The sequence below is a fragment of the Aneurinibacillus sp. XH2 genome (genome assembly GCF_001439585.2).
GTDB lineage: Bacteria > Bacillota > Bacilli > Aneurinibacillales > Aneurinibacillaceae > Aneurinibacillus > Aneurinibacillus thermoaerophilus.
In genome coordinates this window covers 3,343,685-3,368,063 of record NZ_CP014140.1, presented here as the reverse complement: position 1 = coordinate 3,368,063, position 24,379 = coordinate 3,343,685, and the positions used below count along the sequence as shown (strand labels likewise).

The 24,379-nt window shown below is 45.9% G+C and carries 23 protein-coding genes and 1 riboswitch; of the genes, 16 read left to right on the top strand and 7 right to left on the bottom strand.

Going from position 1 to position 24,379, the window contains the following annotated elements; translation table 11 throughout:
- Nucleotides 1–18 precede the first annotated feature (18 nt).
- The 5 genes from spoVAD to ACH33_RS16675 all read right to left on the bottom strand — a co-directional run bounded on the left by spoVAD (nt 19) and on the right by ACH33_RS16675 (nt 5,087).
- Nucleotides 19–1,020 carry a stage V sporulation protein AD gene (spoVAD, locus tag ACH33_RS16695; protein ID WP_057900007.1) on the bottom strand — a complete coding sequence of 334 codons (1,002 nt, stop codon included), beginning with the start codon at nt 1,018–1,020 and terminating at the stop codon, nt 19–21.
- Nucleotides 1,020–1,511: a stage V sporulation protein AC gene (spoVAC, locus tag ACH33_RS16690; RefSeq protein WP_408863276.1), complete on the bottom strand. Its 492-nt coding sequence runs from the start codon at nt 1,509–1,511 to the stop codon at nt 1,020–1,022. The genes spoVAD and spoVAC overlap by 1 nt, the downstream gene beginning before the upstream one ends.
- A gap of 221 nt (nt 1,512–1,732) precedes the next feature.
- Nucleotides 1,733–2,002 (bottom strand): YokU family protein, encoded by a 270-nt coding sequence (locus ACH33_RS16685; protein ID WP_057900005.1) that lies wholly within the window; start codon nt 2,000–2,002, stop codon nt 1,733–1,735.
- Nucleotides 2,003–2,021: 19 nt separating this feature from the next.
- On the bottom strand, nt 2,022–3,461 hold the full coding sequence (ablA, locus tag ACH33_RS16680) for a lysine 2,3-aminomutase (RefSeq protein ID WP_082706118.1): 1,440 nt from the start codon (nt 3,459–3,461) through the stop codon (nt 2,022–2,024).
- 195 nt (nt 3,462–3,656) lie between these two features.
- On the bottom strand, nt 3,657–5,087 hold the full coding sequence (locus ACH33_RS16675; RefSeq protein WP_057900004.1) for a sigma-54 interaction domain-containing protein: 1,431 nt from the start codon (nt 5,085–5,087) through the stop codon (nt 3,657–3,659).
- Between the two features lie 174 nt (nt 5,088–5,261).
- Here ACH33_RS16675 and ablB point away from each other — a divergent pair, with 174 nt between their 5' ends.
- Nucleotides 5,262–6,128: a putative beta-lysine N-acetyltransferase gene (ablB, locus tag ACH33_RS16670; protein WP_057900003.1), complete on the top strand. Its 867-nt coding sequence runs from the start codon at nt 5,262–5,264 to the stop codon at nt 6,126–6,128.
- Between the two features lie 5 nt (nt 6,129–6,133).
- Here ablB and ACH33_RS16665 read toward each other — a convergent pair whose 3' ends face one another.
- The gene (locus ACH33_RS16665; protein ID WP_057900002.1) at nt 6,134–7,690 is read right to left on the bottom strand and encodes a PucR family transcriptional regulator; all 1,557 of its coding nucleotides are present in this window, start codon (nt 7,688–7,690) and stop codon (nt 6,134–6,136) included.
- A gap of 129 nt (nt 7,691–7,819) precedes the next feature.
- On the opposite strand from ACH33_RS16665, the gene ACH33_RS16660 reads away from it, so the two are divergent.
- From ACH33_RS16660 to ACH33_RS16645, 4 genes are read left to right on the top strand one after another with little or no spacing between them, the layout of a single operon-like run.
- Complete coding sequence (locus tag ACH33_RS16660) at nt 7,820–9,190, top strand: aspartate aminotransferase family protein (RefSeq protein ID WP_236781916.1); 1,371 nt, start codon at nt 7,820–7,822, stop codon at nt 9,188–9,190.
- A gap of 16 nt (nt 9,191–9,206) precedes the next feature.
- A complete protein-coding gene (locus ACH33_RS16655) occupies nt 9,207–9,896 on the top strand; it encodes a CoA transferase subunit A (protein ID WP_057900000.1) in 690 nt (229 codons plus the stop codon).
- Nucleotides 9,881–10,549, top strand: a complete 669-nt coding sequence (locus tag ACH33_RS16650; protein ID WP_057899999.1) for a 3-oxoacid CoA-transferase subunit B — start codon at nt 9,881–9,883, stop codon at nt 10,547–10,549. The genes ACH33_RS16655 and ACH33_RS16650 overlap by 16 nt, the downstream gene beginning before the upstream one ends.
- Nucleotide 10,550: 1 nt before the next feature.
- Nucleotides 10,551–11,828 (top strand): peptidase, encoded by a 1,278-nt coding sequence (locus tag ACH33_RS16645; RefSeq protein ID WP_057899998.1) that lies wholly within the window; start codon nt 10,551–10,553, stop codon nt 11,826–11,828.
- 128 nt (nt 11,829–11,956) lie between these two features.
- Here ACH33_RS16645 and ACH33_RS16640 read toward each other — a convergent pair whose 3' ends face one another.
- A complete protein-coding gene (locus tag ACH33_RS16640) occupies nt 11,957–12,157 on the bottom strand; it encodes an aspartyl-phosphate phosphatase Spo0E family protein (protein WP_057899997.1) in 201 nt (66 codons plus the stop codon).
- 539 nt (nt 12,158–12,696) lie between these two features.
- On the opposite strand from ACH33_RS16640, the gene ACH33_RS16635 reads away from it, so the two are divergent.
- The 11 genes from ACH33_RS16635 to ACH33_RS16590 all read left to right on the top strand — a co-directional run bounded on the left by ACH33_RS16635 (nt 12,697) and on the right by ACH33_RS16590 (nt 24,372).
- Nucleotides 12,697–13,947, top strand: a complete 1,251-nt coding sequence (locus ACH33_RS16635) for a hypothetical protein (RefSeq protein ID WP_057899996.1) — start codon at nt 12,697–12,699, stop codon at nt 13,945–13,947.
- Nucleotides 13,944–14,516: an accessory gene regulator ArgB-like protein gene (locus ACH33_RS16630; protein ID WP_057899995.1), complete on the top strand. Its 573-nt coding sequence runs from the start codon at nt 13,944–13,946 to the stop codon at nt 14,514–14,516. The genes ACH33_RS16635 and ACH33_RS16630 overlap by 4 nt, the downstream gene beginning before the upstream one ends.
- Nucleotides 14,513–14,632 carry a cyclic lactone autoinducer peptide gene (locus ACH33_RS19540; RefSeq protein WP_156424105.1) on the top strand — a complete coding sequence of 40 codons (120 nt, stop codon included), beginning with the start codon at nt 14,513–14,515 and terminating at the stop codon, nt 14,630–14,632. The genes ACH33_RS16630 and ACH33_RS19540 overlap by 4 nt, the downstream gene beginning before the upstream one ends.
- Nucleotides 14,633–14,668: 36 nt before the next feature.
- Nucleotides 14,669–15,391 (top strand): LytR/AlgR family response regulator transcription factor, encoded by a 723-nt coding sequence (locus ACH33_RS16625; RefSeq protein WP_057899994.1) that lies wholly within the window; start codon nt 14,669–14,671, stop codon nt 15,389–15,391.
- 55 nt (nt 15,392–15,446) lie between these two features.
- Nucleotides 15,447–16,169: a cytochrome c biogenesis CcdA family protein gene (locus ACH33_RS16620; RefSeq protein ID WP_204244845.1), complete on the top strand. Its 723-nt coding sequence runs from the start codon at nt 15,447–15,449 to the stop codon at nt 16,167–16,169.
- Nucleotides 16,170–16,471: 302 nt separating this feature from the next.
- Complete coding sequence (locus ACH33_RS16615; protein WP_162265055.1) at nt 16,472–17,215, top strand: dolichyl-phosphate beta-glucosyltransferase; 744 nt, start codon at nt 16,472–16,474, stop codon at nt 17,213–17,215.
- Nucleotides 17,205–18,197 carry a lysylphosphatidylglycerol synthase transmembrane domain-containing protein gene (locus ACH33_RS16610; RefSeq protein WP_057899992.1) on the top strand — a complete coding sequence of 331 codons (993 nt, stop codon included), beginning with the start codon at nt 17,205–17,207 and terminating at the stop codon, nt 18,195–18,197. Before ACH33_RS16615 ends, ACH33_RS16610 begins: the two co-directional genes overlap by 11 nt.
- 78 nt (nt 18,198–18,275) lie before the next feature.
- The gene (locus ACH33_RS16605) at nt 18,276–19,871 is read left to right on the top strand and encodes a hypothetical protein (RefSeq protein ID WP_057899991.1); all 1,596 of its coding nucleotides are present in this window, start codon (nt 18,276–18,278) and stop codon (nt 19,869–19,871) included.
- A gap of 137 nt (nt 19,872–20,008) precedes the next feature.
- Nucleotides 20,009–20,971, top strand: a complete 963-nt coding sequence (locus ACH33_RS16600; RefSeq protein WP_057899990.1) for an LCP family protein — start codon at nt 20,009–20,011, stop codon at nt 20,969–20,971.
- A gap of 38 nt (nt 20,972–21,009) precedes the next feature.
- A complete protein-coding gene (locus ACH33_RS16595; RefSeq protein ID WP_057899989.1) occupies nt 21,010–21,621 on the top strand; it encodes a DedA family protein in 612 nt (203 codons plus the stop codon).
- A 125-nt stretch (nt 21,622–21,746) separates the two neighbouring features.
- Nucleotides 21,747–21,966, top strand: a riboswitch (cobalamin riboswitch).
- A 186-nt stretch (nt 21,967–22,152) separates the two neighbouring features.
- The gene (locus tag ACH33_RS16590; RefSeq protein ID WP_236782038.1) at nt 22,153–24,372 is read left to right on the top strand and encodes a ribonucleoside-diphosphate reductase subunit alpha; all 2,220 of its coding nucleotides are present in this window, start codon (nt 22,153–22,155) and stop codon (nt 24,370–24,372) included.
- Nucleotides 24,373–24,379 lie beyond the last annotated feature (7 nt).

The window sequence follows — 24,379 nt, the reverse complement described above, 5'->3', positions numbered from 1 at the left end:
TGTGTGCCTCCTTGCTGTTTATTGTTCGATAGCTACGGCATGCGCGATACATGGAATCGTTTCGTTTTGCTGAAAGCTGAGCGGAGAAAGCAGAGCACCGGTCGCTACGACCAAAATGCGTTTCCATTCGCCCTGACGCAGCCGTCTGAGCAAGTGTCCGTATGTCACGGTGGCGCAGCAGGCGCAGCCGCTTCCCCCGGCGATTACTTGTTGATCTTCGTTGTAAATAAGCAAGCCGCAATCGGTTAGACGTTCATCCGAGATCGGAATTTCGTGTTTGGCAAATAAATCCTTGGCGATCGAATGACCAATTTGGCCAAGGTCACCCGTAGCAATTAGATCATAGTGATCGAACGGGAGTTGCAAATCCCGGAAATGGGCTGTGATCGTATCAACGGCCGCCGGAGCCATGGCGGCTCCCATATTAAAAGGGTCTGTGATCCCCATGTCTACTACCCGTCCAACGGTGGCGGCGGTGACTCGTGGCCCGGCTCCGGACGCGGCGACGATGGCGACGCCAGCTCCGGTTACTGTCCACTGGGCCGTTGGCGGTTTTTGTGAACCGTATTCCGTAGGATAACGAAATTGTTTTTCCGCTGTCGCGTTATGGCTGCAAGTTCCGGCCATAGCGTACTTGGCGGCACCGCTGTCGACAAGCTGAGCGGCAAGAGCCAGACCTTCCATCGATGTAGAGCAGGCGCCGAAAATTCCGAGGTAAGGGACGCCAACAGTACGGGCCGAAAAGCTGCTGGAAATAATTTGATTCATCAAATCGCCCGCGATAAAAAAGTTAATGTCTCCCTTTTGGATTCCGGCTTTTTTAATAGCGGTATCGCAGGCATCTTCCATCATTTTTTTCTCCGCTTTTTCGAAGCTATCTTGTTGTAGCCAGATGTCCCCATACAAAAGATCGAAATCTTCAGCGATTTTTCCCTGTGCTTCGAACGGCCCACCGACTGTCGCCGAAGCAAGGATGACCGGACGATTCGTGAACACCCAGGATTGATGTCCTTGTAGCATTACGACATCCCTCCCAACGCCGTCCACGCCCATTTCAGCAACCCGATGACAAAAGCGGCAAAAACTCCGAAAACAATGACACAGCCTGCCATTTTAAACATATTTCCGCCTACTCCGAGCACGAATCCTTCACTTTTGTGTTCAAGTGCAGCAGAAGCGATAGAATTGGCAAATCCTGTTACAGGAACAGCTGTTCCTGCTCCAGCGTACTGGGAAAATTTGTCGTACACGCCCAATCCGGTAAGTAAAGCAGAAATGAAGATAAGTACAGCTACCGTTGGATTTCCCGCAGTTTTTTCTGTGAAGTTAAAATAGGTTATAAAAAATTTTTGAATGAATTGACCAAGCAGGCAAATAGCTCCTCCAACAAAAAAAGCACGTAGGCAGTTTTTGATGACGGAACGGGGGGGTTCGTGCGCCTTAGCAAAAGTTTGGTATTCGATTTGGGTCGGGGTTAATTTTTTGTTTTTTGCTTTGTTTCCCATATGCATTCTCCTCACATAATAAAGTGACTATGTATTATTTTGGAGAAAAAAGAAGTTTTCATTCACTGTGAAAGGGAGAGAAAGGTGAAATGAAAAATAAAAGCACGAGGAGACAAATGCTTCCTCGTGCTTTGGAACAGCGATTTATTTACATTTTTGTCGAGCGTATGAACGCTTGCGGCTTATGATGCTTGTTTGGAGTGCTCGATTTTTCTTGTTAATATTGATTACGATTTCGCTTTGAACAGATTGATGCGCGGGGCTGCAAGCAACTGTTCATACGTAAACTTCGTTCCCAAAAGGGAAATGTCGTTTAGATAAAGTGCGTCTTCAATTTTTTGCGAGATGTCTTCCGGTACGAACTTGTCGTAGCAATTTGGGCAATCGACGGAAGGAATGTTCAGGATTTGCACCGTTTTTTTACCATCAGGTGTTACCCAGTAACAATCCTGTACGCCTTCTTTTGCTTCTTCGGTTCCACACCATATACAATTCATTGATGTTCCCCCACGTTGTTTATTTGTTTTCTTTTGCTTTTGCCATTTTTGCCTTCATTTCGTCGCGTTTTGCCCGGCGGTCTTTTAGGGAAGCATGGTCTTCGGACTGCTCGTATTGCTCACGTTTTTCCATGCGTTGCAGACCTTCTGGAACGAGGTTGAACTTTTCATCACGCATGATGGCGGTGATGCCTACCGATTGTTTTTCTTCCGTAATGCCATAGTACTCGTTGAAGTATGCGTCTGCACGTCCCGGTACGTAGTTCTTCGGCTCTGGATAGGAAGTGATAACACCTTCGAAGTTGCGGAGTACAACTTTGTCCGGGCTTTGTGAAATGAGATAGTTCGGTTGTAGCGCAATCTTTCCGCCGCCACCCGGTGCATCTACTACGAATGTCGGAACCGCGTAACCGGACGTATGGCCGCGTAGGCCTTCGATAATTTCCAATCCTTTGGATACCGGGGTGCGGAAATGGCCGATACCTTCGGACAGGTCACATTGATAGATATAGTACGGACGAACGCGGATTTTTACGAGTTCGTGCATAAGTTTCTTCATGATCGGTACGCTATCGTTAATACCAGCAAGGATAACGGCCTGGTTGCCGACCGGAACACCCGCGTTGGCTAGCATTTCGCACGCACGCTTGGATTCTGGAGTAATTTCCAGCGGCGTGTTAAAGTGCGTGTTGAGCCAAACCGGATGGTATTTTTTCAGAATATTGCACAAGTTTTCTGTAATCCGCTGCGGGAATACGACCGGGGCGCGGGTACCGATACGAATAATCTCCACATGCGGGATCGCGCGCAGATTTTTGAGAATGTATTCGAGCACCGTATCGTTAATCAATAAGCCGTCGCCGCCGGAAATCAGAACATCTCGTACTTCCGGTGTATTCCGGATATATTCAATAGCTGCATCCAATTGCTTTTTCGGTACTCCCATGCCGATTTGACCGGAGAAACGGCGCCGCGTACAGTAGCGACAGTACATGGAGCACTGATTAGTTACGAGAAACAGTACGCGGTCAGGATAACGGTGTGTCAGACCAGGAACCGGAGAGTCCTCGTCTTCATGCAGCGGGTCTTCCAGGTCGTATTTCGTTTTCATGATTTCAGCCGAAATAGGAACCGATTGCATGCGCACCGGACACCGCGGATCATCCGGATTCATTAACGATGCATAATACGGCGTGATGTTTAACGGAATGGTTTGCGTAGAAATGCGTACACCTTCTTCTTCTTCCGGTGTTAGATTGATTACTTTTTTCAAGTCATCGACCGTTTTGATTGTATGAGTAAGCTGCCAGAGCCAATCATTCCACTGTTCTTCTGTTACATCTTTCCAAAGCTCGATTTCGCGGTAATCGCGACATTTAGCGGGAGTCGGGTGCCACCCTTCGCCTGGTGCCGGAGTGTGTTGTTGTCCTTTATTTAAATCTTTTTCAAGCAAGCTCATCTGCTGTACCCTCCTCAGAAATTTTCTAGTCGCTATTTAAATACAGCAAGATGTGTGCCAAAAGTAATAAATTTTCTAAAAATATTGATTTGGCGGTGTTTACGTGAAAAAAGGAGGGATATGCTCCCTCCGGAATTTTTAAATGGAGTGCCAAAAAACTGGCACTTCCAGAATTTTTTGCTGCAAAAATTTTGTCTATAAATTGAATTTTTTAAGTTTGTATTGCAATGCTTGGCGTTTAATACCGAGCGCTTCGGCTGTTTTGCTTACGTTACCTTTATAGCGGCGCAGTGCATCATCGATGATATTGCGTTCGATCGTTTCCATATAGCTAGGCAAATGCATCGGGTGGGAAGGCAGGAAAGCGTCCGCTCGTTCGATGGTTGCAGCCGGCTCAAGGTCAAGCGGTTTCTCCGTAAATTGTGGCGGAAGATGATGCAGCCTGATTGTTTCTTCGTTTTCCTCTAGCATATTAAATGCCGATTCAATAGCGTGACGCAGTTCACGAATATTACCCGGCCAGGAGTAGTGCAGGAACGTTTCCATTACTTCGTTGCTTACGCCTGTAACTTTCATGGCAAACGTTTGATTAAATTTTTCTATAAAATGATGGATAAGCAACTCGATATCTTCTTTACGCTTGGTCAGCGGCGGCAGTTCAATGTTGACAACATTGAGTCGGAAGAACAAATCTGAGCGAAGAATGTTATTTGCCAGCGCTTCCTGTGGCCCGATGTTCATAGCCGCGACAATGCGTACGTTTACCTCCTGCTCGGTAGAGCCTCCGACTCGCCGGACACGTCCGTCCTGAAGTACGCGCAGTAATTTGGCCTGTAGCATAATATCCAAGCTGTTGATTTCATCAAGAAAGAGCGTGCCACCGTCCGCCTGTTCAAAAATTCCGGGCCGGTCGATAGCTCCAGTAAAGGCGCCTTTGGTCGTGCCGAACAGCAGTCCTTCCATCAGTTCACGCGGTACCGCAGCACAGTTCTGTGCGATGAACGGTTTGTCGCGTCGGATGCTGGCGTTATGGATACTCTGGGCAATCAGCTCTTTTCCCGTCCCCGTCGGGCCACAGATAAGCACAGGGGATTGGGTTCTGGCCGCCCGCTTGGCGCGCGTAAGCGCTTGCTGGAAAAGAGGGCTTTGGCCAATAAGATCGCTGAAATGATATTGCGTATCGTTCCGCGAATTTTTTTTATGTGTTGTTTTCTTATATAGTTGCTGGCGCAAATCGAGCACTTGATCGTTGAGTTGAACGATGCGTGTAATATCTTCCGCGAGTTCGACGGCACCGATGATTTCTCCGTCTCTAAACAATGGATACGTACTGTTAATCGAAGTGATTTGTTTGCCCTTCATGTTCATATAGGTTTGTACTTTATCGACCGTTTCTTTTCCGGTACGCAGGGCACGGATAAGGGTGCTGCTTTCGTTCGTAAGGGACGGGAAAAGATCGAACACGCTCTTTCCGATAACATCCTCCCGATCCAGACCGTCAATTTCCGCCATTGTTTCATTGAAAAATACAGTTGTTCCTTTTTTATCAACCATATGGACGCCTACATTGATAATGCTAAGGAGCCATTCGAATTCATTTGACCAGATTGCTGCAAGTTCAGACACATAGATCACCCTTTTCTTGAAAAATTTAGGGAAACGTGTTGGCGGTATATACTTTTTAACAAAAGGTATCGTTTGAAAAATCCGCAAGTTTTTCCTGTTCTTATGGCATATTTTTTGCAATATTATTTGCAATATTAAAACTATAAAAATACCAAGAGAACGGAGGATTTATTTATGACGACAAAAAACGATATTTATTATCATGCATGCACGGAAAAAGATGAGCGCTTCATTATGGATGTTTGCCTTGATCCGTTTAATGCCCGCTTGCGTGTTGACGATTATCGTGGTGACGTTCGCGCCATGCATTCGCGGATTCTTGAATTGGTAGAGCAACATTCATTCACAAAAGTATTCATCAAATCCCGTCAAGAAGACTGGCAGACGTTTTTAAGTCTTGGCTATATGCTTGAAGGTGTGTATAAAAAGTATTTCAATGGCAATGACGCGTACAGCATGGCCATGTATTTTACGGATGAACGTCGCACGAGCGATTACTGGATGGAAGAGGATACAATCCTTCGACAGGTGCTCGCGCTTCCACGTAAACTATCCGATGAATCGTTGGCTTTAGGATATTCGCTGCGCCTTGCGGTGACGGAAGACGCGGAACAATTAGCTAATTTGTACGGTGCGGTGTTCCAGACATACCCGACCCCAATGAATGACGTTTCCTATATCAAAAAAGTCATGCTAGAAGGCACTATTTTCTATATAGTAGAAAAAGAAGGTAAAATTGTTAGTGCCGCTTCCGCCGAAATCAACGCAACTTACAATAACGCGGAAATGACAGACTGCGCTACTTATCCCGAACACCGTAAACACGGATTGATGCGTCATTTGATTTCCGCGCTTGAGAAGGAACTGCGCCGCCGTCACATGTACTGCGCATATTCGCTGGCTCGCTCGCTGTCCTTTGGCATGAACGCTGTATTTCATCAGCTTGGTTATGAGTATACGGGCCGCATGACCAAAAATTGCAACATCTTCGATAAATTTGAAGATATGAATCTTTGGGTAAAAAATCTTTCAGCAAAATAGTGCATTTACAGTACGGAAAGCGCCGCATGGTCAAGACGGTAGGCCATGAGCGCAAGATGCAGCTGGGTGAGAACGTGCGCGTTTTGCAGCTCCTTGCCCGTTTTTTCTGCGATTTGCTCTAGACGGTATTTCAGCGTGTGGCGATGGATGAACAATGCCGCCGCTGTGTTTTTGATATTCGAATTGTTTTGCAGATAACATTCAAGCGTATCGATTAGACTTGAACCATGTTTTTGATCGTATTCAATCAGCGGATCAAGCAGCGGTCGATATAATTGTTCCAGCGAAATTCCCGCTTCCTGCATTTGCAGAAGCGGGGCATAGGCCCCGATTTTGTCGTAGGAAAGCAGCGGTTCGCCGGCAGCGATAGCGACCTGCAACGCTAAGCGCGCTAAGCGCGCTTGGTCTGCGATTTGGCTTAAACCATGGAACGGTTCGCTTAGGCCGATATAGAGAGCGCCGGGCGGGAGAAACGATAGCGCTTCCTGCTGTAGGGATTGCGCGGCCCTTATTATTTCTTTTTCTTGTTGAATGGTCATAAGCAGGGTAATGGTCTTCTGCTTTTCTCTCATCAATACGGGTTTGTTTTGCTTTTGTACCCATCGCTGAATGAAAGGCCGTATACTCTCGGTAGACGGGGAGGCAAGCTGCATAACCGCCATTGTTCCTTCCAGCCTGTAACCGAGGCGCTGGGCCAGTTTTTGCAGTTTCGTTTCATCCTGCTCCCTGCTTTCCAGCAGTTCGTCCAACACGTTTTCTTGCAGGCGGAGCAGAGCTTCGTCGACCGCTTTTTGTTTTAAAAATTCAATGGCGCATACCATGGAGGCTTGTTCCACGATGAGACGGTCCATTTCCGTAAGCGGAGCTCGTTTTTTTATATAGAGAAATCCGTAATGCTCACGATCGGTAGCAATCGGATGAAGCCATTCATTTTCTGCAAGCAGAATGGAGCTGCTTGTTTTTTTGGGTCCGAGAGCTTCGACAAGCTCAGCGGGAGAGATTGCTTCTGTCGTTTGCCCGCTTCCTTCCAGCCACTTGCCATTCGCATCGTATACTTCTACATCGGCTTGCAGATGAGCGGCAAGCGTATGGGCAAGGGGCGCCAGGCCTTTATTATTGAGCGCGAGCAGTGTTAGTTCCCGATGGATTTGCTGTGTATCCTGCATGAGCTGAAGCTGACGGTTTACAATATGGCCGAGCAGTGCCTTGGTTACTTCGGAAAAGTTCATATGGCGTGGAATCTCGAACAACGGTAAATCATACGCGTTCGCTGCAGCAATAAACTCAGGCGGAATCTGTTTCATATAGAACCCGGTATGAATAGCGACTGCTGATAAGTTTTGCCGCGCGAGCCGAGCGATAAAGTCTTTTCGGTTCGCCTCTGTGTCCAGACCATATCCGGTCGTAATCAGAAATTCCCCTTCCTGCAGTCGTGTCACATCCTCAATGATTTCCACAATTGTTACCCATTTGATAATTCTGTGCAGGCCGCCGTGCCCTCCTACGAGCTTGATTTGTTGGATATCAGGTAATTGTAACGCTTCTTTTAGTGTAATGGACATACTTCGTTCCTCTCTTTATACATGGTGTATAAAAAATATACTACAAATTTATGTAATAGTGAGAATATTTTTTTTCCAACTAGCTTGATATGATAAAGGCAGCGAAGCAATGAAAAGAGGGAGATGCGCGTGAAAATAAAAAGTCATGTCATTAAGCCGTTGCTAGACAAAGAATATCCCACTGTTTCCCATGGACGCGGAGTTTATTTATATGATACCGAAGGGAAAGCATACATTGATGGATGTTCAGGCGCGATTACCGCTAACATTGGACACGGTGTACAATCGGTCATTGATGCAATGAAAGAGCAGGCCCAAAAAGTGTCATTCACGTATCGCTCACAGTTTACAAGCGACGCGGCGGAAGAACTTGCAACCAAGCTTGCCAGTTGGGCACCGGGTGATTTAGATTATGTGTTTTTTGTTAATAGCGGATCAGAGGCGACGGAGACAGCGATGAAAATCGCTATTCAATATTGGCAGGAACAGGGCCGTACGGGGAAAAATAAAATTTTGTCCCGCTGGATGAGCTATCACGGTATTACGCTTGGTGCTTTATCTATGTCCGGGCATATCCTGAGAAGAAAGCGCTTTATTCCTTTGCTGGAGGAGTTTCCATCAGTAGAGCCGCCTTATTGCTATCGTTGTCCGTTTGGCAGCACGTATCCGAGCTGCGATTTGCTTTGCGCAAATCAGTTGGAGCAGGCCATTCATCGCATTGGGGCGGACAATATTGCGGCATTTATCGCAGAGCCGATCATCGGTGCCTCTGCTGGTGCAGTGACTCCGCCGCCATACTATTATCAACGAATTAAAGAAATTTGTGAGCGCTACGAGATTTTATTTATTGCTGATGAAGTGATGACCGGAAATGGTAGAACCGGTAAACCGTTCGGCATTGACCATTGGGGAGTGGTTCCCGATTTGATGGCGCTTGGAAAAGGAATGAGCGCGGGCTATACACCGATGGCAGCCACCATCGCGAGCAAGCGGATTATTGATGTTATCGCCGCTGGTTCAAAATCGATTATGTCCGGTCATACGTTTAGTGCCAATCCACAATCGGCCGCTGTTTCGCTTGCGGTCATGAAATACATTGAAGATCATCGGTTAATTGGAAAAGTAGAAGAGCGCGGTCAGCAATTAATCGCAGGCTTGCAAGCGCTTATGCAAAAATACGAGATTATCGGCGATGTCCGCGGCAAGGGATTGCTTTGCGGTATGGAGTTTGTAAAAGATCGCACGACGAAAGAGCCGTTCCCGTTCCATCTTCGCGTGACAGAGCGGTTAATTGAAAAAGCGATGAATAACGGTTTGCTCATATACAGCGCGTCCGGCGGCATTGACGGGCAAGCGGGAGATGCAATTCTGGTTGCGCCACCATTCGTTATCACGGAAGAAGAGATCAATGAGTTGCTTTTTATTCTTGATCGGTCGCTTGGTGAGCTTGCGCTGGAGCTTGAACAAGAAGGGCAGCTCGCTTCCAAAGAAAGCGTATAGAAAGGGGAGAGGGGAAGTGCAGCAGACATTATCGAAAGTTGTTTCCCTAGAAGAAGCGCTGACACATATAACAGATGGCATTACGCTTATGTATGGGGGATTTGGTGGTATAGGCAGTCCGCCAACCCTCATTGATGGCATCTTAAAAAAAGGTGTGAGCAACCTAGATTTGATCGGCAATGATACGGGATTTCCTGATGTCGGGATCGGCCGTCTGGTTACGGCTGGTCGCGTCCGCAGCTTGATTACTTCGCATATCGGTTCCAACCCGAACGCCGGGCGCCTGATGACAGAAGGAAAGATGAAAGTGACTTTCTATCCGCAGGGGACGCTGGCGGAAAAAATTCGTGCAGGCGGCATGGGGCTCGGCGGTATTCTGGTTGATGTCGGTCTTGGTACGATCGTAGAAGACGGCAAACAAAAAATTAAAGTGGAAGGCAAAACGTATATGGTCGAGCCGGCGCTTACGGCAAAGGTGGGAATCGTATATGCGCTGAAAGCCGACGAGTACGGCAATCTTGTATACGACAAGAGCGCACGCAACTTTAACCCGCTGGTGGCAATGGCGGCAGACATTACTATCGCAGAGGTTGAAGAAATTGTGCCGCTCGGCGAGCTTGACCCAGAATGCATTGTTACGCCTGGGGTGTATGTTGACTACATTGTAAAAAGCGAAGGGGTGAACTGGAAATGGGCGTGGGAGTAGAACAGCGACATCTTATCGCGCGCCGCGCGGCGAAGGAAATCCGACCGGGGATGCTGGTGAATTTGGGCATAGGCATTCCAACGCTGGTTGCGGACTATATCCCACCGGAGTGGCAAGTCATGTTTCACGCGGAAAACGGGATTCTGGGTACGGGCCCTTCGCCAGCCAGAGGAGAAGAAGATGAAAATTTGTGCAATGCCGGTGGATTTCCGATTACAATCGTGCCAGGCGCTTCATATTTTGACAGTACGGTCGCCTTTGGCATGATTCGTCGCGGCTATCTGGATATTACAATTCTCGGCGCACTTGAAGTAAGCGAAAAAGGCGATTTGGCCAACTGGATTGTTCCTGGTAAGCGGGTACCCGGCATGGGTGGTGCCATTGAATTGGCACAAAAATCGAAAAAAGTGATTGTGCTGATGAATCACACTAACAAAGCGGGTGAACCGAAAATTCTCCGGCAGTGTACGTTGCCTTTGACCGCTCCGGAATGCGTGGATATGATCATTACGGAGCGCGCGGTAATTGAAGTGGTAAATGGGGAACTGCATTTGAAGGAAGTGCTGTATCCGTACACGGTGGAGCAAGTAGTCGAAAGTACAGGCGCGCCGCTTCACTTCAAGGAAAGCAGCCAGATTCCAGTCTTTAAATAATATGGGAGGGGGCCAAGTCATGATTCAGGAGAAAATTAAGCGTTGGATGCAGGAACACCGGCAGGAAGCGATTGATTTTTTGGCGCAGGTTGTGCAGGCGCCGAGTGTACAGGGCAGAGAAGCCGAGGCGCAGAAGCTTATCGCCGATAAGCTGGCATCGTTAGGACTTGAAGTGGACGTCTGGGAACCGGCCGGCGAGGAATTGGTGAAGCATCCATATTTTTGTTCGCCGCGGACTTCATTTGAAGGAAGCCCGAATGTAGTGGGGATCTGGCGGGGCGAAGGCGGTGGCAAATCCCTTATTCTGAACGGCCATATTGATGTTGTGCCGGCCGGTGACTTGGATCAGTGGGAGGATGATCCCTTCAGCGGTAAAGTTAAAGACGGTAAAATGTACGGGCGCGGCGTTACGGATATGAAAGGTGGCAATATTGCCATGCTGTTTGCCATTGAATGTTTAAAAGAGCTAGGTATTAAACTAAAAGGCGATATTATTTTCCAAAGTGTGATTGAAGAAGAAAGCGGGGGCTCCGGCACGCTATCTACCGTATTGCGTGGCTATACGGCAGACGCCGCGCTCATTCCAGAGCCGACCCAAATGAAGATTTTCCCGAAACAGCAAGGCTCCATGTGGTTCAAAATTAAAGTGAAAGGCCGTTCTGCACATGGCGGTACACGTTACGAAGGAGTAAGTGCAATCGAAAAAGCGATGATTGTCGTAGATGCCGTCCGCAAGCTAGAGAAAGAACGCAACGAAAAAATTACTGACCCGTTGTATAAAAACATTCCCATTCCGATTCCAATTAATATCGGAACGATCCAAGGTGGCGAGTGGCCTTCCTCCGTTCCTGATCTGGTGGAGTTACAAGGGCGTATGGGTGTTGCCCCGGATGAGGAAATGGAAGATGCGAAGCGTGCAATGGTAGAAGCGTTGGCGGCGATTGACGACGAGTGGCTTAAGCAGCATCCGCCACAGCTGGAATGGTTTGGCGCACAGTGGGTACCGGGCAAGATTGACATAGACCATGAACTGATGAATCACTTAATCCATTCGTACCGTACTGTGCTAGGAGAAGAACCGATTATTGAAGCATCCCCGTGGGGAACGGACGGCGGGTTGCTGACGAAAGTAGGCGAGACGCCGGCTATCGTCTTCGGGCCTGGAGTAACCAGCATGGCCCACTACCCAAATGAGTACATCGAATTGGATCGGGTTATCGAATGTGCGGAAATTATGGCGCATACTATTATGCACTGGTGCGGGGTAGCGAGCACGTGAAAAAACAACCCCTTTACCCCTCCCTTCTACAAGTGGAGGGAGATTTTTATTTGGTAAAAAATGCAATGCTCTCTCCGCTTTAGTGGAGAGAGTTCCTAAATCAATGAAGCAAGTATACAGGTGCTGTATTAGAATGAATTTCGCTTATGTTGTTTTCCGATTTGTTTTTTCAATAAGGTCACTAATAAGACATCTAGCTCCTGGCTTATTTTTAGAACATCTGGATGCAATAAATTTAAGTTGTTATAAGCTGCTACCGAAATCATCTTATTCCTTTTTATCTCTATTTTATGAGAAATCTCTGCTTGTTTCTTGTCGTTGGTACCCATGATTAAAGTTCCTTTCTGGACAACTTCATTCTATTTTGGGGCTGTTTTAGACTTTGGATGTTGAAAGTCCGACGCCATCGTCCAGTACGCTTTCGTTTTTGCCGCCAAAGAGATGTATCAATTATATCCAGATAACTACTCAATTGGAAATTTTTCGTCTCTCTACAGTGTAAGCTACTACTTTCCTACTTGTCTATCCCCTTCTGGTCTACGCAAAATATCGTGAACAATGGTTCATTATGAATGAATTACTATTGATATTTTTTGGAAAATATGTTTATATTATCGCTTTTGAATTATAAATACGTATTCATAATGTGTGAATTCCTATTCATAATGAAAAGATAGAGACATTAGTCTTATTCTTCTGTTTTGTTATATTAATTGTCTTTGAGGTTTCGACTGTGGATGGTGGAAAGAGAATGGGAAAAGGAATAAAGCGTTTGCAAATTGTCACTTTCTATTTATTTCATACGTTTGCTATACTAGTATAGAAAGGGGGGGAGCCGGAGTTACTGCACCTAACTTCATGACAGCGTATGATCGTGCAATTAGTTATAGGTATCCTTTTTTCTATCATTGAAGAAGCTACAACTCTTATTTTCTTTTTGTGCCTTTTTCGTTATGAGGTTAAAGAAAAAATAAAAGAAGTTATATTGGTCAGTGTATTGGTAGCGATTTTTTCGCGCATCATTCGAATGTATCTTGACCTCTCGTATGCTGTTCTGCTCACTATGGTAGTTTTTTATGCTCTTTTTATTTTAATTTTTCGTTCCCGGTTATTAAACGGGATCATTATTATTTCTATGGCATATATCGCTAACATGGTCATAACGACTATTGATTATTTTATTGTAACTTTAATGACGGATCACCTGTTTAGTGAAGTTGTAAGCCAAATTCTTTATCAAATTTCCATTATATTGGCCAATGCATTATTGATGCTTGGGGCGGCTTGGCTTGTTCATAAAAAACAGTGGGGAGTTAGCCTGGTTCAGGATAGTTTTTCTAAAGTGGGCCGCCAGATTAACATATTAATTGCCTGCTATTCGTTAGTTGGTATGATTATTGTCGTACAGACGGTTACGACACTCGAGGTATCGTATGACAATTTATACTATAATATTTGGATAATTCTTAGCATGTTCAGTTTATTTTTATTGATGTTTTTGCTGGTGCGCAACATTCAAGTCATGCAAAAACAGATGAAAATGGAAGAAGAAAGGTTATATTTAGAAAATTTACATAGTTATACAGAGGAAATTAAGCAAATCAACCGGGATTTCTATTCACAAACTCAAACGTTACGCCATATGGCTAGCTGTCAGAATGTTCACATGCTGGTACAGTATCTCGATCACCTGCTGCAAGAACGAAATTTCATGCAGGCATCGATCGAGATTCATGAACCGATGCTGGCCGCTTTTTTAGGGAAGGAGCGGCACGTTTGTCAATCGTATGGCGTAAGTTTAACAGTAGAGTGCATCGGCCATTATTTCACTCCTGAATCGATTTCTGGCTATCAGTTGAACCGGATTTTGAACATGATTTTCGATGAGATCATTGCTGTGCTGAAAGACAAGCCCAGCGCTGATAAATTCATTCACTTTCAAATACATAGCGTCATCGGTGGAACGACAACATTTACGTTGAAAACGAAGCATGTACAGGCGATGCCAGTCGACATCGTCAAACAACTGAAGATGAATGCGGGTACATTGGCGCTTCAGTATGATCCGGATACCTCCAAGTCTACCATCATCGTTACGTTTCAGGGGGATGCATTATGAGAAAGCTTGCCCATAGACTCGCTGTATATCTTAAAGACAAGAGCGGCCATCCGGCTTCTGTGGCTGTGCTGCAATTTGGTATCGAAGGGTTCCTCCATACATTGGTGACTATGCTGGTGCTGGCTGTCGTCGCGATAGTGACAGGACAAAGCAGAGACGTTTTGTTTCTCGTTTTGGGGTTTAGCGGTCTTAGACTTTTGACCGGAGGCGCGCATGTAGAAAGCGGCCTCGGTTGTACGCTTGTCTCGGTTACGATTTTAGTTGGCAGCAGTTATATTCCGGTGTCATTATGGACAGGCTTGCTGCTTTGTGTGCTGTCTTTATGGCTCATTGAAGTGTATTCTTATTACCTTGAGCCATACCAGTCGACCCGTCCCCTGAAGCATAAAGACAAATTTAAGGTGCTGGCTAGAATCTGGCTTGGACTTGGGTTTATTTTTTCCTTTTTTGAAAGCAGCCGTCCGTTCGCCATCGGTCTAATGTTACAAGCATTATCCGTAACTCCGTACGGTGTGCGTTTGGTGCATAGTTTGAATCGGTTGTTTGGGAAAGGGGGTGAGTCGCGATGATGCGAAAAGCTCTGTATTCGGTAGCTGCCTTTTTTACGGGACTTGCAACCTTAATGGTAACCTCGATGTGTATGTTAATGGTTTATGCTCCGGAAGCACCGGAGGAACTGCGCTAAAGGAATGGACTCATACAAGGATAAGGTGGTGATATCATGAATATTTTAGTATGTGAAGACAACAAATTTCAGGCGCAAACGCTTGTCGATCATTTAAAAACACTGGAATATATTGACCACGTGGACGTAGTAAACACAGGGGAAGCGATGATTTCTGCTGTGCTGGAAAAAAATGATATCACCGCCATTTTTCTTGATATTGACTTACCGGATATGAACGGACTGGAAGCATATGGGATTTTGAAAATGCGTGGCAAACACATTCCCGCCGTGTTGATCACAGGCATGAAACCGCTGGCCAGCGATACATATCATTTGGATATTATCGACGTAATCGAGAAACCATATTTGCCGCCGCGTGTTGAGGAAGCGTTGCGCAAAATCCGATTGCATATCGAGTATCAACGCTTCATCAGAGTGGGGGGCATGTATGTGCCGATTATCAATGATAAGATTATCCAGGTTGTTCCGGATGACATTTTGTTTTTCGAGTCTTGTTCCAGAGGTGTCAAGGTTCATATTGTCCATGATACGATTGAAGCAAAATATATTCCTTTGAAGGTGTATGAAGAATATTTGCGCAATCACGGTTTTGTTTTTAGTCACCGCGCCTTTTTGGTAAACACCAATAAAATTGCGGCGGTGAATGACGAAGGGATCTTTTTTAAAGGAGAAAAAGAAAGAAAAGCGTTGGTGGCGGAGGAGCGCTCGGGGCTTATTAGGAAACTTTTGCGAAGGCTTGATATTTTGCCTACATAGGGACGAGTTGCCTTTGCGATGACGAGTGTGCGACAATGCTTAGTGAGGTGATCGTATGGAGCAATCCATATCGGTATCATTTGCGTGGTTTGCGGGCTTGATTTCATTTTTTTCGCCATGCGTATTTCCATTGATTCCGGCTTATGTGACACACTTGACCGGAGGGATGGTGCAGGACGATCGGTTGGTGATTCGGCGCAGTACATTGTTTATTCGCTCTTTTGCATTTGTTATCGGATTTTCGATCATTTTTGTTTTATTTGGGGCAACAGCCAGCTACCTCGGTCAGTTTCTTCGTTCAAATCGTGAATTGCTTGAGCAGTTGAGTGGCATTTTGATTGTTATTTTTGGGTTTCAGACGATCGGATGGTTGAAATTACGGTTTTTGGCGCGTGAAAAGCGATTTGATATGTCGCGCATTCAGGCTGGCAAATGGTTTTCTTCCCTGCTTCTCGGCATGGCGTTTGCTGCTGGCTGGACACCGTGTGTTGGTCTGGCGCTTTCTTCAATTTTGCTTCTGGCTAGCAATACGGAAACTGTAAACACAGGCATTTTTTTGCTTAGCATCTACTCCTTGGGACTTGCCATTCCATTCTTTATTATTTCTTTTATTATGTTGTACTCTGTTAGAGCGATTCGTCGGCTTAATCGATGGATGCCGGTGATTAAGAACGTGAGCGGTTGGGCGCTCATTGCTATGGGCGTACTTATCTATACTGGGCAGATGCAGCGTTTAAGCGCGTGGCTGTCCTCGTTTCTTATATTTCCGGGAATATAATATACTCCCGTAATAAAAAAACAAAAGGTATAATATGTAAGAGAAGGTTGAAAGAGAAAGTTGAAATACCTTCTTTTTTTTATATGTTGCCTTCTCCGGCTTGGAACGGACAAGGCATTATTTTATGGGCATTTTATTGCTTGCTGGAATAGAAGGTGGTGCTGAATATTGAAAGGTTTTTGTCCAATTGCAGGAAAATTTCATCGACACCATATACAGGTTTTATGTTTTTGGGTATAATTATAATCTATGTGGGAGAGGCGAAATCTCCTGGATTGCCAAGAAAAAGGACGTGTTCGGAAATGGAACTATCGCTTGTCATTCCGGCATACAATGAAGAAAAAAGAATCAAACATACGCTTGAGGCGGTCATGCCTTTTATGGACAATCACTTTGCAAGCTATGAGGTGCTTGTTGTAGACGACGGCAGCACTGACGGAACAGTAGCCGTTGTAGAAGCATTGGGTCACCCTTGTCTTCAGGTTGTATCGCTGAAGAAAAATATGGGCAAGGGAATGGCTTTGAAGCACGGTATGCTGCTTGCAAAGGGGAAGTATATATTCTTTATGGACGCTGACTTGCCGTATCCGTTGGAAAGCATTACAAAAGCGCTTCATGTATTTTATGCTAAAAAAGCGGATCTTGTTATCGGTGGACGTGACTTGTACCAGGAACAGTCAGACGTTCCATATCCGTTGTCGCGAAAAATTGCTTCCGCCGTATTTTCACGGTTTATTAACGCGGTATTACATTTGGACATCCCGGATACCCAGTGCGGATTCAAAGGATTTACCAAGGCGGCGACACGCGTAATTTTTCCGCAGTTGACTATTCAGGGCTTCGGCTTTGATTTTGAGATGTTATTTTTAGCTCGCAAGTATGGGTATCATATCGAGAGGATTCCTGTAAATCTGCGTCATTCCGTTGATTCGAAAGTACACATTATCAGAGATTCATGGAAGATGTTTCGGGATGCCTTGCAGGTGCGAACAAATGATTGGAATGGCGTTTACAATAAGCTAAAGGAAGTGCGACATGAGGGGTAAGTACATACAGCTTGCTGTTGGTATTGCCATTACGTGTCTGTTTCTGTTTTTAGCCTATCGCAATCTTGGAAATGTAAATATTGCTCGCTTGCTGCGTTACCCGGTTGATTATTTCTATGTGTTGCTTGCGGTATTCGCTTTTGCAGCGAGCCAGTGGTTTCGCGCATTATCCTGGACAAGAGGGTTTGCGCCGGACATCCCTGTCAGGAAAATGTTTGCGTCAGTATGCATGGGCAACGGTTCGAACATGCTGCTCCCATTTCGGATGGGGGAAGCGATCCGCGTTATGACAATCGGACAGATGAGAAGAGATTACGCATCAGTGGGCGTAAACCTTGTGCTAGAACGTTTGTTGGACGTATTTATTTTGATTGTGCTTGCGGTCAGCGTCGCATTTTTTGTCCCGTTTGAGCCTGTGGTAGAAGCGAAACTACAGCTTATTCGCAACCTGATGCTTGCAGCGATGGTAGCAGGGGGGCTGCTGCTATTGCTTGCGTTGCGTTTGCGTCCGCGTGTGCTGGCATCAGAAAAAACGCCAGCGGTAGCACGCAGATTGTTTCATTTTCTCGATAGCCTTGCGGTTTTTAAATCACCGCTTGTGATTGTGCGTGCGTTGTGTTATCTTGTCTGTTCTTGGGGATGCGTATACTTATCGACCGTATTCGGATTAATGGCGGTTGGGATTTACGGCAGCAAAGCCTGGGTAGCGAGCCTGGTCGTCATTGTGCTGACGAACTTGATTATGCTGATCCCGTCCGCGCCGGGAGGTATCGGGGTATTTCAGTATGCTTGCATCTATTCGTTATCTTTGTTTGATGTGCACGCGTTTCAAAGGGCAATTTTGTCCGTGCTGCTTCACTTGGTTCAGTATGCGGCTTTGCTCCCGCTTAGCATTTATTACTTTATGCGGGGCGAGTTTACGGTTAGGGAGATTTACCGCAATGTGGCAAAACGGCAACGTGCCCGGCTATCAGAACGATAGAGAAAAGGAAGACAGGCGGAGACCTGTCTTCTTTTTTTCGAGATAGGAACAGGACTAACGAAGGAAGGAGTAAAATCATTGGGCGAGAAGAAAAAACTACAGCTTTTGCCATGGTTTTGGTTTTTGTTTGGTGCAGCTATGGCATTAAAATACGGATATGAAAAGTTTCGCTATTATCCCGTGCTAGATGACTGGATTCAATATGGGGCGTTTCAGCTTTATGACGACCCGTTTCGGCAAATTTTTCTAAATTACAGCTATCATACACGACCGCTCGCTTCATTGTTTGATTTGTTCGTATGGGGTAAGTTCTGGCCGAATCTTGCCGGGGCGCTTGTGATTATTACGGCTTTACATACGGCCAGTTGCTACTTACTTTATCGCATTTTCGACAGGCTAGGTTTGCCGTTGGGAACGGCGGTAGCCATTATCTTCGGCCTTCTTCCTTTGGGCAGCGAAGCGACATACTGGCTGTCCGCTTCATCACGGTTGGTCGTGGGGCTTTTCTTGATGCTTCTTTCGCTTTATTTGCTTGTGCTGAGCTTTGAACAGAAGAAAAAAATAGGATATGTTGCAGGTTTTGTAATTGTTCAGCTTTTGTCTTTTGGTTTTTATGAGCAAATTATTGCGCTTGGCGCGGCTTGTTCTTTTCTGATTATGCTCTGGAAACAAAGATGGCGTTTGCTTTGGCTACCTATTTTAAATGTCGGATTTATTGGAATTTATTATGTGGTATTTAAAGAAGGGGGCAATACCGCCGAACGGGGACAGCTTGTTCCATGGGAAAGGTTGCTTGTTCATACGGGTGGTGTGTTTCATGAATTTTATGATATTGTCGTATTGTTGCACACTAAATTTTACAGTATCGGTTTTGGACGTGGCCTGTCTCTTTTGTTGAAGAATCATTCCTATCTTTACTTATTCTTGATTACAATCGTGGCGCTGACTATCGGCTGGCTGGCCTTCCGGATGGCAGACAAGGAAAGCAGGTTGCGCCGACCGGGCGTGGAGATTCTGCTCGGAATTATCATAGCAGTTGTACCGCTTTCCCCGTTCTTTATTCTTGATAAAAGCGGACTGGCGTTGCGCAATGTATTTCCGTCTTTCATAGGGCTTGCGCTTCTTGTGGACGGTTTGCTGTTGCTGATAGTTAGAAAGAGAGTGGGACGGGCTGTATACGGTATGCTGATCGCCAGCCTGACATTTATTTTCACCGTTGTGAATGTAGCGGAGATTGTTGATTATAAAAATGTAAGTCAGGCGGATCGCTATATTGCGGAGCAAATTATCGCGCTGGGAAAGAAAGAACATAAAATAAATGGAAAGTATCCCGTTTATTTGTTTGGGGCTGAGCCGCAAATGGTTCAAGTAGGCGTTTCATTTTTAAACCATGTGCGCAATGCGACCAGCAGTGATTGGGCAATGGCAGGAGTTATGCGGGCGGTTGGTCAAAATCGTTATTATCCGTCAGTTACACCGGTTTCTGTCAAGAAGGATATTATTATCGCAAGCCGAGATATGGAGCGGGGACTGATTCTTGGGCTGGAGCCCGATTTGACGGTTGTGCCGCTGCGGCCGCAGAAAAAGCGCAACGGGGATTATCATCTGGTAAGGCCGGACGGTACAAGATTCGGCATCTATTTCACAAGCAAGCAGTATTTCCGTAAATGGTAGTTGTTATGATAAAAAGAATAAGCGAATACTATCTGGTGTAATGGCATGAAATTAAACATAGTGATAAAACATCCTGATGCGCTATAATAAAGAATGGTGTTTTGCTCACTGTAAAGAAAGGATGTTTTGTTAATTCCATGAGAACGTTAAAAACCATTCTAAGAATGACGTTTGTTTTTTTGTTATTATTCGGAATCGGGTTAGGTGCGTATTACGCCTATTCTTTTTATTCTTTCACGACGAAAATTCAGAAACCGGGCACCGCGACATCGCTTCCGGAATGGACGGGAAAAGAACGTGTCAATATTTTATTGTTGGGTGTGGACAAGCGTGATTATGAGGAGTCTACGCGTTCAGATTCAATTATGGTAGTAAGCATCGACCCGGTAACTCAAAAAGCGCATCTATTTTCTATTTTGCGCGATTCATGGGTAGAAATTCCGGGTCATAGAAAAAACCGGATTAATGCTGCATATGAACTTGGCGGCCCGGAATTGATGGCTGAGACGGTGGAGAATTTAACCGGGCTTCCGATTCAATATTATGTAGTGACCGATTTTAAAGGGTTTGAAAAAGTAGTGGATGCGCTTGGCGGCGTTGATTTGTATGTTGAAAAAGACATGGAATACTATTTGTATGAAAATAATGGGTACTATGATATTCTGCTGAAAAAAGGCTATCAGCACCTGGATGGTCGTAAAGCGCTGCAATATGTGCGTTTCCGCCACGACAAAATGGGCGACTTCAGCCGGACAGAGCGGCAGCGTAAATTCTTGAAAGCTTTGGCTGAAAAGGCGAAAAGTGGAACGAGTATCTGGAAAGTGCCGCGTGTGCTGGAGGCTATTTCTCCTTATGTAACGACTAATATGGGTTCCACCGATATGTTGCGTCTGGCAAACCTGGCCTATAAAATCGATCTGGAGAATCTACAGACGGAACAAATTCCGCCTTCTACGATTTTGCGGGAAAAAACGATTGGTGGGGCACAGGTAATCGATCCACGTGCAGAGCGGACAAAAGAATACATTCGTGAACTTCTGGAAAATCCGGTGGATGGCCAAGCTGAGGTAAACAAAGAGGTCAAGGGTTCTATAAACTGATTTTGTGTATAGGATAGTTGATAAAGGGGGACGGACTTATGGGAAAAATGCTTGAAACGATTGGATCCTGGATTACCGCCATTATCGACTATCTGGGGTATATGGGTGTGTTTCTCGGCATGCTTCTAGAAAGCGCCTGTATTCCGATTCCGAGCGAGCTAATTATGCCGTTCGCCGGTTTTTTGGCTTCTCAAGGCAAGATGGACCTGGTTTTTGCGATTGCGGCGGGAAGCTTTGGAGGCACGATCGGTTGCGTTGTCGCATATATCATCGGGCATCGTTATGGACATTTGTTGGAGGGGCCGCTTAGGTTCATCTTCCCGCTGCATGAAGTACGACGTGCGCAGCGCTGGTTGGCCCGGCATGGAGATAGTGTTGGGTTCTTTACTCGCTTGCTTCCGGCTATCCGTACGTTTATCTCCTTGCCTATGGGAATGGCACGTGCGCCATTTTTGCGTTTTATTGTCTATAGTTTTCTTGGCACGACGATGTGGTGTACGGCCCTTGCCTATGTAGGCTGGATTCTAGGTGAGAATTGGGCGGAGATTAAAACGTATTTACATTACGGGGACGCGTTTGTTTTGGCCGCGTGCGCGGTGCTTGTCATTTATTACTTGTGGAAAAGAAAAAAGCGAAGTCGTTTTGTATGAAGGAAGGCTCCTGGTTTTTGCCGGGAGCCGCTTTAAGTTAAGGAATGTTCTGCTTTCTTCTGAAATGCCCAAAAGGTTCCTTTATTAACCACAATATATTATGTTATAATCTCCTTATAAAACTAAATATAGGTAAGCTTTATGGTGTGTTTGCATGATTTTTTATCTTACTAAGAGATCAGGTAAACACTTAAAAGGGAAGACCGGTGAAAGTCCGGCGCGGTCCCGCCACTGTGAACGGGGAGCAACTCTTGGATTCACCACTGTTTCATAAGACTGAAATGGGAAGGTATAGAGAAGCGATGATCCGTAAGCCAGGAGACCTGCCATAAAGAAAGCACCGTTGGAACCACGAGGATGGGGAGGTGTAATCAGTCATGAGGGCGTTTGCCCTTTCTTAGGCGCGTTAAGCTTAGGCACAGGTATGCCTTTTTTCATTGCCTATTACAAGCATCCTTATACCCAACGGGAGAGGATGCTTTTTTTATTACCGCAAAGGAGATGGAAGAATTGCAAACATTTGTTTTTGATATGGATAAACAGGTTCCTTCACTCATCAGCGATATCTTGAGTGATTTTCCCCAATTAGATGCGGATGCGCTTATTCGGGGTACGTTCGCGAAAGGGAAACACAAAGAACTAACGGAACAAGAACTGGCGAAAATCGTTTCCATGTCAGCCGCGGAGCTGATCTCTAAAGAGGAGCCGGAATGGACCTATGTTGCAGCTAGAGCATATATCATTGCGCTGTATCACGAAGTGGCCCGAAGCCGTGCATACCCATTCAGACTTTCTCGTCCCTATGGTTCTTTTCTCGACCTGTTGGAGCAGTTAGTGGAAAAGGGCATTTATCAAAAGGAGATGCTAACGGCCTACCGCTTACAAGACATTATGGAACTGGAACAAGAGATCGATCCCGAAAAGGACAAGCTATTTACTTATTTGGGGATTGTTACTCTTGCCGAGCGGTATTTGGCCAGGGATTACACCGGCAACCTGTTTGAACTGCCCCAGGAGCGATTTATGATCATTGCTATGCACCTCATGATGCAAGAACCCAGAGAAAAAAGATTGGCGCTGGTGAAAGAAGCCTACTGGGCACTGAGTCATCAGTATATGACGGTGGCAACGCCGACTATGGCGAATGCGGGAAAAGCAAGGGGGGGCCAGCTTTCCAGCTGCTTTGTGGACACGGTTGATGACTCGTTGCAAGGCATCTACGATTCCAACACCGATATTGCCCGGCTGTCCAAAATGGGAGGCGGCATCGGCGTATATATGGGAAAAGTGCGGGCTCGTGGCTCTTCCATTCGCGGCTATGAAAACAAATCGAGCGGGGTTATTCCTTGGATTCGCCAACTGAACAACACGGCGGTAAGCGTCGACCAGCTTGGAACAAGAAACGGCAGCGTTGCTGTTTATCTCGATGTATGGCACAAAGATATCCTGGCTTTTTTAGATTTGAAAATGAACAACGGTGATGAGCGCTTGCGGGCGCATGACATCTTCACGGGTGTGTGTATCCCTGATCTTTTCATGGAAGCGGTAGAAAACAGAGAGGAATTTTATTTATTTGATCCGCATGAAGTTCGCAATGTAATGGGCTTTTCTCTGGAGGATTTCTATGATGAGGAGCCGGGGCAAGGCAGCTTTCGCGAACGTTACGAAGCGTGCGTCCGTAATGCCAGCTTGAGCCGTGTGACGGTACCGGCTATAGAAATCATGAAGCGGATCATGATCTCGCAGTTGGAAACGGGAACTCCGTTTATGTTCTACCGGGATACTGTTAACCGCGCGAACCCGAATAAACATGCGGGAATGATTTACTCCAGCAATTTGTGTACGGAAATTCTAGAGAACATGTCTCCTACAACGGTGTGCGAAGAAGTGTTACAGGACGGAGAGATTGTGATTCGGAAAATACCGGGCGATTTTGTTGTCTGCAATCTTTCCAGCATTAATCTGGGGCGTGCGGTACCCGCAAACGTATTGGAACGATTAATTCCCATTCAGGTGCGCATGCTGGACAACGTGATTGACGTAAATCAGATTGATGTTCTACAGGCCCACTATACTAACAAAAAGTATCGAGGCATTGGGCTTGGAGCTTTTGGATTACATCATCTGCTCGCCGTCAATAAAATCAGATGGGAAAGTGAAGAGGCGGTTAGATTCAACGATCGGTTGTTTGAACGAATCAATTATTTAGTCATTCGCGCTTCACTGGAATTAGCGAAAGAAAAAGGAGCCTATCCGCTCTTTTCAGGCAGCGAGTGGGAAAATGGAGAATATTTTGTCCGCAGACGTTATGATTCTCCCGAGTGGAAAGAACTCGCGAAAGAAGTAGCCGTATGCGGCATTCGAAACGGATATCTGATGGCCATTGCACCAACCGGCTCAACGTCGCTGATTGCTGGCTCCACCGCTTCTGTTGATCCAGTGTTCGAGCCGGTCGCTTATGAAGAGAAGACCACATACAAAATTGCCAATCCAGCTCCCGATTTGTCTTCTCGCACACTGTGGTACTACAAGGGAGCGTATCATCTGGATCAGCACTGGTCGATCAAACAGGCTGCCGCCCGCCAGCGTCATCTCGATCAGGGACAAAGTATCAATTTATATGTCCGTCCTGACATCCATGCCAGGGATTTACTACGGTTGCATATGGAGGCCTGGAAACAGGGATTGAAGACAACCTACTACATCCGCAGCCGTGCGATTGAGATTCATCAGTGCGAAGCCTGCACATAATAGCAGA